This window comes from Microbulbifer sp. ABM4_008 (assembly GCF_056311705.1).
Genome location: NZ_CM149970.1, coordinates 1,597,051 through 1,610,068, shown reverse-complemented (window position 1 = coordinate 1,610,068; position 13,018 = coordinate 1,597,051). Strand labels below are relative to the sequence as shown.

At 43.2% G+C, this 13,018-nt stretch carries 8 protein-coding genes; 4 read left to right on the top strand and 4 right to left on the bottom strand.

Annotated features, from left to right (window positions below; translation table 11 throughout):
- Positions 1–18: 18 nt before the first annotated feature.
- On the bottom strand, positions 19–1,404 hold the full coding sequence (locus ACYX4J_RS06950) for an MFS transporter (protein WP_476178169.1): 1,386 nt from the start codon (positions 1,402–1,404) through the stop codon (positions 19–21).
- A 200-nt stretch (positions 1,405–1,604) separates the two neighbouring features.
- Here ACYX4J_RS06950 and ACYX4J_RS06945 point away from each other — a divergent pair, with 200 nt between their 5' ends.
- The 3 genes from ACYX4J_RS06945 to ACYX4J_RS06935 all read left to right on the top strand — a co-directional run bounded on the left by ACYX4J_RS06945 (position 1,605) and on the right by ACYX4J_RS06935 (position 5,070).
- Positions 1,605–2,075, top strand: a complete 471-nt coding sequence (locus tag ACYX4J_RS06945; RefSeq protein ID WP_476178168.1) for a hypothetical protein — start codon at positions 1,605–1,607, stop codon at positions 2,073–2,075.
- Positions 2,076–2,269: 194 nt separating this feature from the next.
- Complete coding sequence (locus ACYX4J_RS06940) at positions 2,270–3,493, top strand: hypothetical protein (RefSeq protein WP_444897801.1); 1,224 nt, start codon at positions 2,270–2,272, stop codon at positions 3,491–3,493.
- Positions 3,494–3,843: 350 nt separating this feature from the next.
- The gene (locus ACYX4J_RS06935) at positions 3,844–5,070 is read left to right on the top strand and encodes a hypothetical protein (protein ID WP_476178167.1); all 1,227 of its coding nucleotides are present in this window, start codon (positions 3,844–3,846) and stop codon (positions 5,068–5,070) included.
- Positions 5,071–5,250: 180 nt separating this feature from the next.
- On the opposite strand, the gene ACYX4J_RS06930 is transcribed toward ACYX4J_RS06935, so the two are convergent.
- The 3 genes from ACYX4J_RS06930 to ACYX4J_RS06920 form a co-directional block, all read right to left on the bottom strand.
- Complete coding sequence (locus tag ACYX4J_RS06930) at positions 5,251–7,029, bottom strand: sulfatase-like hydrolase/transferase (RefSeq protein ID WP_476178166.1); 1,779 nt, start codon at positions 7,027–7,029, stop codon at positions 5,251–5,253.
- A 246-nt stretch (positions 7,030–7,275) separates the two neighbouring features.
- Positions 7,276–8,649 carry an MFS transporter gene (locus ACYX4J_RS06925; protein WP_476178165.1) on the bottom strand — a complete coding sequence of 458 codons (1,374 nt, stop codon included), beginning with the start codon at positions 8,647–8,649 and terminating at the stop codon, positions 7,276–7,278.
- 665 nt (positions 8,650–9,314) lie between these two features.
- Positions 9,315–9,806, bottom strand: coding sequence for an SMI1/KNR4 family protein (locus ACYX4J_RS06920; protein ID WP_476178164.1), 492 nt, complete (start codon positions 9,804–9,806; stop codon positions 9,315–9,317).
- 885 nt (positions 9,807–10,691) lie between these two features.
- On the opposite strand from ACYX4J_RS06920, the gene ACYX4J_RS06915 reads away from it, so the two are divergent.
- A complete protein-coding gene (locus tag ACYX4J_RS06915; protein ID WP_476178163.1) occupies positions 10,692–12,053 on the top strand; it encodes a hypothetical protein in 1,362 nt (453 codons plus the stop codon).
- Positions 12,054–13,018 lie beyond the last annotated feature (965 nt).

The window sequence follows — 13,018 nt, the reverse complement described above, 5'->3', positions numbered from 1 at the left end:
CAGTGAAAATAGCTGCCATTAACGAATCGTTTTTGTAGAATGACCAGAAAAGAAAATCATGGAAATCAAGAACCCAAGTAGTGCCAGATAAGCATCAACCACAAAGGCCCGCTCAATCCCAACAGCGATGTTGGGAGCCATAGCCAGTAAAGTCGCATTAACTCCCAACCCAAGGGCCCCGCCCACAAATTTAAACATATAGATAATCGACCCTGCCAAACTGGAATCACTGGGCTCAACTACGCTAATTGCCGCTGTAACAATCGTAGGGCTATATATGCCAATACTGCTGCCCACTATCAAAAGCCCGGGAAGGAAGCGAATATAAGATGCCTGGGGCTCAACAGCCGACAGTAGAAACAGCCCTACACACATACCCAAAGCACCAGCACAAATCAAAATCTTAGCGCCCAGCCGCTCGTATAATGCGCCAGAAATATAGGCTACAACACCAGAGCTGACCATTAATGGTAGCAACGCCAACCCTGCCCCAAAGGCAGAATAGCCCTTTACCTTGATAAATAGCTGCGGGATATAAACCAGGGTCGCAAAAAATGCGATAGCAACAAAGAACATACTGAGTCCAGCGGCGATAAAGCCTCTGTTCTTTATCAATTCACCTGGAATTAGCGCGTTATTAGGATCAACAGTTTCAACAACAGCAAAAACTATCATGAGAAATATGGACAGTACCAATAGGCCCCACACATAGAAGTGGGACAAGCCATACTGAACCACCAGATCCATAGCAAGGAGGAAACTAAATAAAGACCCACAGAGGGTAATAACACCCCAATAGTCAATTTTCTTATTGCTTCTCTGAGTACTAGCTGGAGGATATTTGCTCCAACACAGAAGAATAACCAGCAAAGCAATGGGAATATTAATAAATAATATCCAGCGCCAGCTGGCAAAATCAGCCAACAGACCACCAATCACTGGGCCACTGGCATTGGCCAACCCCGTTGTAGTGAGAATCAACCCTCCGGCCAGCCCGGCCTTATCCCTGGGCAAGAGGGAGAAAACCATACCCAGGATGGCAACCCAGGCCAAGGCTCCCCCCAAACCCATCCATGCACGGGCGAATAATAGCGTTCCTATATTTCCCGCAAATCCACCTACAAGGGAAGATGCAGTAAAGATATAGATGCCGGTAATAAACATTCGCCGACGACCATAGATATCAGCCATCCTGCCCGTAGACACAATCAAAACACCATACACCAGGGTATAGGCGTTAACGACCCAGTGAATGGTGGTGATATCGACATTGAATGTCTTTTGAATTGCCGGGAGTGCCGGCGAAAATGCCGTATAATCATTGGCAAGAAGAAATGCCGCCAGTAGCAGGGCAAAGAGCCCCCAGTAGTGAGTGGGAGTTAAAGAGCTTTCATTGGATGCCATCGATTAAATCTACATGTACTTTATATCCAGTATGGTGTATTTGTTCCAACACCCACCCCAGCAAAGCCTCAATTCGTAATCAAAAATCAATATAATTCGAGCCACTATCGTATTTACATGACAACAGCTAGTGATTACTATTAATTAAGCTACACCCCACTTGAAAACAATAGATTTAAGCGAGTTTCATCAAGAAGTACATGCCTACAAATTATTACAAAGCGCCTAAAGCCAACCTGGAAAGTAAAACCACTTCTGCGCCCAAAACTATATCCTTCCTTATTGCCCTTAAAGCTACTGCGCTAACCTGCGTCGTATTGCCAACTATTATTGCGGTTTTTTCCTTGCCAGGTGCTTCCGGAATTCAGATTCTTAATGGCACAGTTCCGATGCTGACATTCTATCTGATGACCACCCTGATATCTTTAATCGCCACCCTAACCTACGGGAAACTTGTAGAGTATTTCCTATTAAAGATGCAGAGATATAACCGAGTTTCTATGATGTTGGGTGGTGCTCTTCCAAGTATTCTCCTTTCATGTGCTGGAGTTGCGACTTCAGAATCAGGTTTCTTTGCTTCTGCACTTCTTATCGCTTTATATTCAATTCCCATTGCATTTTTATGCCATTACTTTGTTAGAAAATCTGATGAAGGCATAGAAAGCAACTAAAAATCTGCCACCTCACCCTCTCTCAAGAAAAGAAATAAAAGCCTAAGTTCACGCTTGGGAGTTTCTTCTCAGAATATTGATAGTTAATTCCCAGGGAAAACACCCGGCCCATAATCAAAAATCGGAGGGTCATCCTATAACGTCATCCAATATCATTTTAACGATAGTGCTTTGGATGTCAGTGGTAGCTTTGGGTGAAAATAATTCAAGTAATTACCCAGGGATTTGAGAGCCGTCTTTGCCTAACCAGCTATTCAGCAGAGTCCCAAATCGACAAACAGGCAGTAATCCGCTTGATAGAACTTAATATGTTGATTTGTAAGGAAATAGATATGAAAACTTACGCCTCCATTGCTGCGGCAGTCGCTATAGCCATCAGTGGGCACGCTGCCGCCAATACTACCATTGTCAATCAAAATGGCGTCGGGAATTCAGCCCTGTCCAACCAGGTTGACCCATCCACGTCAGGTAACTTTGCGATATTCACACAAATCGGTGACAACAACTCATCGACCACATCTCAGGTAGTCAACACTACGAATAGTGTTATTAACAGCACTCAACTTGGCGACAACAACACTGTTTCATCGATTGATCAAAGCGACGCTACTACATCAACTGTTACCGTACTGCAAAATGGCCAAACCAATTTGTTTAATGCGCTTCAAATTAGCACTACTTCAAGCACTTCAACAACGACACAAACTGGCACCTCCAATCAATATACCACCGTACAAACTAACTCATCTTTGGATAACACCGTAATCACCCAGAATGGTGACTCCAACATGGGTTCCATGGTTCAGTCATCCTCCTCTGGGAATGGGCTTTTTATTACCCAGCTTGGAACAACTAATACCGCAGGAGCAGCTCAATCAACTGAGACTTCCGGCACCATCACGGTACTTCAAGATGGCACATCAAATATGTCGGGAAGTACACAATCTCTCGGAACAGGGAATACTCAAAGTACAACCCAGGTGGGAACGAGTAACACCTCATTAGTTCTTCAATTTACCAGTGTCGGAGATTCTGCTGAATTAATACAGGAAGGTGATTCAAACGATGCAGATATTGAACAAGATTTAGGCGCGGGCAATAGTCTCTACGCTGAACAACTAGGCACCACCAATACGGTCATGACCTTTCAAACTGGTGCGGGTAACGATGGTGAAATTCTCCAGGATGGATTAAGTAACTCAGCAGATCTATCACAGGATGGCGACTTGCTCGTAGCCTATATAGAACAAATCCAGACTTCGAATACTGCAACAATTACCCAAACATCAACCAACAATAATGCCAGTACTATGCAGATGGGTTTCGCCAACACCCATGACACCACCCAGGCAACAAGTGGAAACTCAGCAACTGCTACCCAGCTAGGTACCAGTAATACAGGTACCATCTTGCAGTAATTTATCGGCCGGCTCCTGTGAGACTCAAGCTGGAGCCGGCCATACCTGATGACATAGTGATATTTACTTTGCTATAGTAAATCTTTCAACAATTAAAGCCCCCAGGTTTTTCCCCGCCCCTATTTTAAATGCATAAAAGAAATGACTAACGTAATTAGTCACTTCTTTTTTACACAAGACAAGCTGCAATATAGGCCTGCAACTATCTCTTTAGGGATTTCTTCTCAGTAGATTGATAGTTAAATCCCAAGGAAAATACTGCTCACCTGACCGAAAATCGTTAGGTCATCCTACACCATCACCCAATATCATTTTAACGGTAGTATCTTGGGTGTCAGCAGTAACTTTGGATGGGAACAATTCAAGTAATTACCCAGGGATTTGAGAGCCGTCTTTGCCTAACCAGATATTCCGCAGAGTCCCAAATCGACAAGCAGGCGGTAATCCGCTTGATAAAGATTAATATGTTGATTTGTAAGGAAGTAGATATGAAAACTTACACCTATATTGCTTCGGCACTTGCTTTAGCAATCAGCGCGCATGCTGTCGCCAATACCACGATTGTCAATCAAAATGGCACCGGGAATACAGCAACAGCCAACCAAGCTGACCCCACCACGTCGGGCAACTTCGCGATATTCACTCAAACCGGCAACAACAATTCATCAACCACATCACAGATAACCAACTCTACAAATAGTGTTATCAACAGTACCCAAATTGGCGACAACAATACCGTTTCGACGATTGAGCAAGATAATGCGATCACATCGACAATTACTGTACTGCAAAACGGTCAAACTAATTTATTCGATGCCACTCAAACCAATACCACATCGGTAACTTCGACAACCACACAAATTGGCACTTCCAACCAATTCACCACAACACAACTCAATTCCTCCCTCGATACTGCCACAATTACCCAGAATGGTGATTCAAACACTGGATCTATTATTCAATCAAACTCTTCGGGGAATGGACTTGTTGTCATCCAACTGGGAACGACTAATGACGTAGGCGGTACCCAGTCAAGTGAAACTTCTAGCACCGCCACCATATTTCAGGATGGCACATCAAATATGGCTACCTTTTTTCAGGTCGCCGTTGGCTCGGGAAATTTCCAGAGCACAATCCAGTTAGGGACAGGTAATACCTCACTCATAACACAATTTACATCTACCGGTGGTACTGCTGAGCTAATACAGGATGGCGATTCAAACGATGCTGATCTTGGACAGCAGGACGGCCTCGGTAATAACCTTTTTGCCGAACAACTGGGTACAACCAATATGGTTTTTGCCATTCAATTTGGTGACAGTAACGATGCTGAGATCGAACAGGATGGCTTAAGCAATTCCTCTACGCTATTCCAGCTTGGAGATTTACTGGTTGCCGATGTGGAACAGATTGGAGATTCCAATACGGTTACGATTAACCAATCAATGACGATGAATACCGCCAACATTATGCAAATGGGCACAACAAACACCCATGATACCACCCAGGCAACATCTGGAAACTCTGCAACCGCTACGCAAGTGGGAACCAGTAACACCGGCACAATCTTGCAGTAGTCCACAGGCCGGTCTCCAGAAACACGAGCGAGGCCGGCCATTTTGTTTGATCTATCGAGGCCTGTATCTCAAGAGAATGACTCCCGCCACCCTATTTAATAGCCGTCAAAATATTACATACTTAAACGGCTCAAGAATAAAACCACTCGTAGTGTTAAAGCTACATTTCAGGATTCAACTCTAAGGCCAGGGATACTTACCAGTACCCTCTTTCTCAAACTGCTCTAACTTCTCTTTGGCTTGAGGTAAAAGGTCATAGATTGGCGGATTATTGGATATAAAACCGATCTTGAATTGTGGGGGATACTTAATGAGCTCTTTCATGTAGTCCCCTGCTGTTGTCATCACCGGCACAAGCATTGGCAAATGACGTACGCCGATACTGACATCTTCCTGAGGGTTGGAATAAAGGTTAAATAATATTGCCCCGCCACTCTCAACAAAAATGGGACCACTGAACCCGCCCCAGTTTCCCCTCTGTACGACACCATTTTCGATTTCTGCCGTCCATACATATTTGAACTCATCAATACGCATGGCAGAAAAATACTGATTCATCGTATAGGGCCGACTACGGCGTGCAGACTGGCCATTATCCGCCAATAGCATTCCCGTTTGATCGATACCATCGATATATCGATCTTCACTAACAAAACTTGCCACCTCTCTACCGGGCTTGCCCGCTATTGAAATGGCTGTGTTAAAGAGATCAGCCAGATCAAACAACCCTTCAGTTCGGCGCGGCTTTATCATCCCCTTCCAATAGGCAAATGTCGGCACTCTTACTCCACCCTCCCAGCTCGTACCTTTACAACCCCGGAAAGGGGTTCGGCCATAAGGGGGAACCTCGCACTCGGGGCCATTATCCGAGGTGAAGAAAATCAGGGTGTTATCCAGCTGGTTTGTTTCCTGCAAAGCACTAAATAGCTGTGCAAGTACATAATCCATATGTACCATACAGTCGCTATATACTGTACGAGCTCGCGATTTCCCTGCCCACTTATCAGATGGATAATTATCAAAGTGGCAACCTCGGGGGGCGTGATACAAAAAGAATGGCTTTTCAGAGCTTTTCATTTGCCTAATGAAATTTACACTGTAATCCATCCACTGGTCATCGAGCACCTTGATAGTGTCCAGGTCAATCAGATGGAGATCTTCACACCGCTCCGTGTCCTGCGGCGTGCAATGAACCTCACTATGACTAAATGGCTCCTTCTGCATCATGGCAAAGCGCTCTGGAGACAGCGCCACTTCTGGATTGAAATAAACGTCCCGCCATTCCGTATACATATCTGATACACCGAGAAACCCTCGGTAATCGTCATAACCAACATTCTGCGGTAGTGAGCCCTTATTCTCTCCCATATGCCATTTACCGACCCCCTGGGTCACGTAGCCTAACTTTTTGAGTACCGCCGGCATAGTTACCGCTCCGTCCAAGCCACCAGCCTCACCGTACATAGGGGGGCGTAGGATTCCATGGTGTAGCGGATTTTGGCCGGTATGAATAGTAGCCCGTGTTGGCGAGCATGAAGGTGTTGAATAGGCAGAGGTTAAAATAAGCCCCTCATTCGCCAATTTATCCATAGTGGGTGTGGCATTGCCGACAGCAATACCTCCACCATTAAAGCCAACATCCATCCAGCCCACATCATCAAGTAAGAAAATCAATATGTTGGGCTTTTTGCCAAATTTCTCCTCCAGAAGAGCCAGCTTCTGTCTAGCCTGCTTTTCCTCTTGCGGATGCTGAATTACCGGATACATATTGTCAGCCAGCTTTACAGGCTTTAAATGGAGAAACTGATCCGGGTGACTGTATCCAGGTGCAGAAGTTGGCCCCGTGGTACTTCCCCGTAAATTCTCTGCCAGAGCAATGGGGCCTGACACCATCAAGATTACAGCAAGAGATACAACAAGAGAATTATCAGCCAAGAACCGCAACCAAGACAATTTCATATCCGAGATCCATTTCGTATAAATTTACTATTAGCAATCTCTAAGAACTCAGCTCTTCCTGAGCCGCCAATATTAAACGGCTAACAACCCATACGAGTTAACATCGCTAATACTTGTTGAAGGATAGCCCCGACCACTCGCCTTATCCCTTGCAGTCAACATTTAGAGAGAATGAAAATAGGAAACATGCTCCTAAATACCGATAAGAAACCGTATTGCCTAAGAGGAATCTAAGCAGCGCGTCAATTACCTTCTCTGGGGCTCCTGAAAGAAGAAAATTGCAATCAAGAACCCTATAAGGACAATAAATCCATCTACCAGTAGTGCCCGGTTCACACCGGTGGCAATATCCGGCGCTGACGCCAATATGGCTGAATTGATCCCCAAACCCACAGCACCACCTAAAAAACGGAACATATAGACAACAGCACCAGATAAACTGGATTTACTGGCCTCCACAGAAGTTATTGCGGCAGTCACAGCGGCAGGGCTAAATATACCTAACCCAATGCCAATCAATAACATGCCCGGCACAAAGACTGGGTAGACAATATGATGACCGTGAACCGAAAGCATAAAAAGCCCCAGACTCATCACCAGGGCGCCTGAACAGAGCAGTAATTTGGGGCCAAACCGCTCATGAATTGCTCCAGATACAAATGCAAAAACGCCAGAAGAGACCATAGCTGGCAACAAAGCCAATCCGGCCTGAAATGCAGAATAATGATGCACGCTAATAAAAAGTAAAGGGATATAGACAAGGGTTGCAAAGAAGGCGATAGCGACAAAAAACACACTAACTCCTGATGCCATAAACACACGATTTCTCACCAAGCTCGCTGGAATAAGAGCATCATCTGCCATTCTAGCTTCAACAAAAGCAAAAGTTATCGCAGCCAATAAAGATATTGCCAGAAGACAGAAAACCAAGAGTCGAGAAATACCTGTCTGAGTCATTAAATCAAGAGCCAACAAAAACAGGAAAAGGGATACGGAGAGAGTTAACACGCCCAAGTAATCAATTCGTTCGTCTTTTTTCTCAAAGCGCTCTGACGGGTACTTCAATATGTAAATAACGACCACAAAGATAGCAATGGGGATATTCAAAAATAAAATCCAGCGCCAGCTCAAAAAATCTGACAGCACTCCTCCAATAACAGGCCCGCAAGCAGTAGCCACACCTAATGCAGCCAAAACAAAGCCCCCAACAAATCCTGCGCGATCAGATGGCAACAGTGTGTAAGCCATCCCCAGCATTGCCGACCAGGCTAATGCACCTCCCAACCCCATCAATACCCTGGCGATTAACAGCACCCCTACCTCACTCGCGAACCCTCCCAATAGCGATGAGCAAGAAAATATACCAACACCAATTAAGAAAACAGTTTCACGCCCATAGATATCCGCCAAACGCCCACTGGTCACAATAATGACTCCATAGGCCAAGGCATAGGCATTCACTACCCAGTGCACAAATGAGATGCGGACAGAAAAGTCTTTGGCGATAGCGGGGAGAGCTGGTGAAAAGGCGGTGAAATCGCTGGCGATAAGGAATACTGATAGGAAAAGGACAAATAGACCCCAGCATTGATTCGCAGAGATACTGCTCTTATTCGCCATTTTTTCTATACCAGCCCCCTAATTCCTATCAAATTAAACTCTAGCTTATAGGAAGAAGTAGTCTCAAACCCAGCTTAAGATCCGAATTATCAGTATAACTTTGAATGCTAAATTAAATGACAACTTAAGCACACCAATAAACAAAGCAAAGGCCGACAAATAATATCGAATCCGATTTAAAGCATGATCTTCTCAATTGGATAACAGGACCTCTAAACATCAGATTAAAATACAAATAACAAAGGTATTAATGAATTCGCATAGTCACTCCAACTAAAATGGAGCACATACTTTAGGAACAGTAGCCATATATACTGGCACTCAAGCTATTATACTTTCATTATTGAGACAACTTTTATAGAGGCAGAAAGACCCACAATCAAATCATTATAAGAAAGGAAAACCTCCAATTTAAAATCAACATTTAAGTAAAATAACGAAGCAGCATTAGACCATCCATGCATACATTTTTTGTCCAAGCCATCCTATAGGAATAGATGGTAGATAATTATATATGGTATCGAATACTGAGCGCTAATCAACCCTGCATTATTGCAAGCAATTACATTGTCAGCAGGGCCACCCAACCTATAAGCATTTATAACGGTTACCAATTACTCTTAACCCAAAGGCTGGAAAATAAAACTAGCGGGCAGCACCGTCTTTTATAATAAACCACTCATTGTATCAAACTCCCCACAAAATCTTCCGCCCTCCCACTTAGCAGCATCCAGAGCCACAATAAACTTCGAAATAAAGTCAGAGAAATTATCAGCGATAAGAAGCTTAGTATCTTCATCCCTGCCAAAAGCAATTATCTGGCCATACTTGCCTTTACTATCCGGATCAAAATCAACACCAATATGGTTGCCAGCCCAATCAAAAGTTAAAGGAATCCAGTATTTATTAGTATATAGGGGTTTTATATACCCTTCTGGACTGGATTTCATATAATCGGCACAATCTTCATTCATTTCCTCTTCATCCAACTCCCGCCAACCATCCCAACGAAGCTGGATATCAGACGTTGAAAGAAATTGTGATTCGAAGAAAAGTCCTAACCCCCGATAAAACTGGCCATTATGTATCGATAAAAATGCTTTCACATCTACTGGCAACTCGATACCAATATGCTGCTCCAAACTTTCCAATTCCATTTTAGTGCAGCCCGGATTTAGTTGCAATCCATCAGCACAACCCAAAGAAGACAATTTCTGTATGATAGTTCCCCAATAACTTACCATGGCCCACCCACTATTATTCGTGCAAGTTTTTCAAGCTTATCATGGCAACTGAAAAGCCGCCAACTTAAAATGAAAAACATGCTTCAATAGTCTTAACAGGATACAGCGATTCATGTAGATATATTGAGCGCGACACATTAATTACAATCATAGATTTTCCAGCCTCTCAACTCGAATTACTTGTGAATCTGGTTATTTTATTCAGCCTGACATAAAGCACCACCTTACTGATTAAAGAACTACAAGCCAGGGCGCCCCCTAACCGCATCAGAGCAGCCTCCAACACAGAAGCCCGTAAAATGGAACTTTATTACTAGCAATTCCAAACCTCCATCTCATATCCACCCCCAACAAAATCAGCAACAATTATCCTTGCAGCAAGGATACAAAAGGAACTCAGTTCCTGGGAATTTATTATCAACATTAAACGACCTGCCCCTCATGGAAAATATTATTTCTGCATGGCAGAAATATAACCTACCCCCAGACAGAGGAGGATAACCCTGCTGAAAAACTGAATGGCAAAACACCTTATTCAGGTAAAATCATTTAAGGAGCTCGCATACAACCGGCATCCTGGTAAAGAAAAGCTGTAATACCAACAAAAATGGCTTGGAAAAATCTATTAAGCAGCCCATAGAATTATCCCCATTTAGCGCCACCCCAACAATATCGATATTTTAGCGTCAGATAGAGGACACCCCGATATGTCATTTATTGGCATGGGAATTCTCTACCTCACAAAACCATCAGCAGCAAAACGAAATTCACTCAATTTTTTAAATTTATGAGTTGCCCATGAAAATTTCAATATTTATCCCAACAATTCTCTCCCTAGCCATCAGTAATACAGCCCTCTCGGACAATACCTATATTGTTAGTCAAGTGGGCAATGGAAATACTGCTATGGCAGACCAGAGTGACCTTACCATTAGTAACAATTTGGTTGTGCAGACCCAGGTCGGGGATAACAATGACGCTGAAGCGGTACAAATAAATGGAAATACTAACGGCACTGTCATTCACCATCAGCAGGGAAATAATAACTCCACAGATAGCGAACAAGATGGAACTACAAACACTACAGCTATAATAACTATTCTTGGCAACAACAATAATGGACAAACAACTCAGATTTCAACAAGTAACTCGCTAATGCAATACTCCATAACAGGAACTGATAATTCTTCAAGCTCTGATCAAGAATTTACCTCAAACAGTACAATGATCTACACCATGACAGGCACCTCCAATTTCGGCGGTTCACTACAGAGGTCCACTTCTAATACCATAATGACATACACTTTTACCGGCACTAATAACGGTGGTGGTTCTGTACAAGAAGACACATCAAATAGCTCTATGCAATTTACCATGACAGGCAGCGATAATATTGGCTCCTCCGTTCAAAGCAATGTAGATTTTGCTGTTCTGACTGTAGAATCTTACGGCGTTGGCAACGTTGGCACATCGCCGCAGAGTGAGAGTATCAATACCAGTATCACCGTTTTTCAAATGGGTAACGATAATTCTGGAGGTGGTGGAGATCAAAATAGCAGCGCGAATACTAGTGGCGTGGTTGTACAATTCGGGAATGACAATAATGGCTTTGCCGTTCGCGACGCAAGCTCCAACCAGACTAGCACCATAACCCAGTACGGTGACAGTAATAGTTCAATAATAGATGTAACAAGCTCAAACAACAGTGTCGGCCATACATTGCAACAAGGTAGTAATAACGATATTTCAGTTACCACTCAAATAGTTACTGAAAACAACCACTTAATTACTCAAATTGGTGATAACAACTCCGTAGATATTATTCAGTCCGGGTCTACCCATAGTATTGAGGTAATTCAGCTGGGTAATATCAATACCTTGAACAGTGAACAGACCGGTGCCACTTCCAATCTCTTTGCCATTCAGAGTGGTGAAGATAACCTAATTAATTCTCTACAAGATGGCATTGGTGTTTCCTCCACTCTTAGCCAGGCCGGTAATCTCAACGAAATCGATTTAACGCAAAGCGGACAACTAAATACTAGTGGCCTCTCTCAAACTGGAAGCAACAATTTCCTAATGGTAACTCAAACTGGATTCAGCGGCACAGTTAATATTACCCAGCTCGGAGATAATAACAGCGCGACCCATATGCAGTAATTATTCAACACATCAGTACATCTTAATAACCTTGGAAGTGGTGAGCTGCCTCCCCCCTCCAAGGTGCGTTTCTTTTGGGTGAGAAGGAAACTAAACCCAGTGATACAGGAGTCATCCAAGTTTGTTTTCTGTACTTTCAATCATATGCTACTCCCTAATATCGGAAATGCTTTCGAGTAGTAAGTTATACCTATAGCGGACTAAGGCTGAGATGAACCATAGTACTATGAATACAGATATGACCATGGCTTTCCGCTATGAATTCAAGTACTGCTTCTCACCTTTAGTGTCTTACTAGAATGAAACTTCCAGGAGGTGCATCTACTTCAATAGATGAGGCTTCTACACGCAGAGGTAGAACTTCTTTCCTCCTATAAAACAGGAAATACAATTACAAATAAAATCGACTTACACCTTCAATTTGCGACAACTTAATTGCTGATTTTTCAGCATATTTCTTGCTTATCGGCCATCCCTGACAGGCTTTACTCCTGTGTATAATATTCAGTTATTCTTCTACACCAATAAGGAACTACAGGAGGCTTACTCTGCTCATACCTCTTTTGCAACACTTCCGATAATAGCAAAGCTTTGTCTGCTTCGACTGGATTAGCTCGCAGACAACCCAGCAACATCTCTCAAGACAAAATCACTTCTTGCCTCCATAAACCATCTCCGCTCTCCTTATCCGGCCTCTCCCTGAACTTCTCAATAATTTTTTCTCCCATTATTATCAAGTCTCCATCCGCACTCATAACCTTCCCTTATTTCCAAGTATTTAGATGTTATTATGGCTCCATAGTGAACTCAAACCCCTCTAACAATAGCTAAATATCCGAGGTTGATAGGTATGAATAACCTCTTATGCTTATCAACAAACACTGAATACACCCATAAATGAGTTTACAACTTGAAAACCTAGTAAATTCACGACCCCATTTACAATGGTATAAATTAGTTTCAAA

Bases quoted from the DNA above. Each gene is read 5' to 3' on its own strand.
- ACYX4J_RS06950 (WP_476178169.1), bottom strand. From the start codon at position 1,404: ATGGCATCCAATGAAAGCTCTTTAACTCCCACTCACTACTGGGGGCTC.
- ACYX4J_RS06945 (WP_476178168.1), top strand. From the start codon at position 1,605: ATGCCTACAAATTATTACAAAGCGCCTAAAGCCAACCTGGAAAGTAAA.
- ACYX4J_RS06935 (WP_476178167.1), top strand. From the start codon at position 3,844: ATGGGAACAATTCAAGTAATTACCCAGGGATTTGAGAGCCGTCTTTGC.
- ACYX4J_RS06930 (WP_476178166.1), bottom strand. From the start codon at position 7,029: ATGAAATTGTCTTGGTTGCGGTTCTTGGCTGATAATTCTCTTGTTGTA.
- ACYX4J_RS06925 (WP_476178165.1), bottom strand. From the start codon at position 8,649: ATGGCGAATAAGAGCAGTATCTCTGCGAATCAATGCTGGGGTCTATTT.
- ACYX4J_RS06920 (WP_476178164.1), bottom strand. From the start codon at position 9,806: ATGGAATTGGAAAGTTTGGAGCAGCATATTGGTATCGAGTTGCCAGTA.
- ACYX4J_RS06915 (WP_476178163.1), top strand. From the start codon at position 10,692: ATGAAAATTTCAATATTTATCCCAACAATTCTCTCCCTAGCCATCAGT.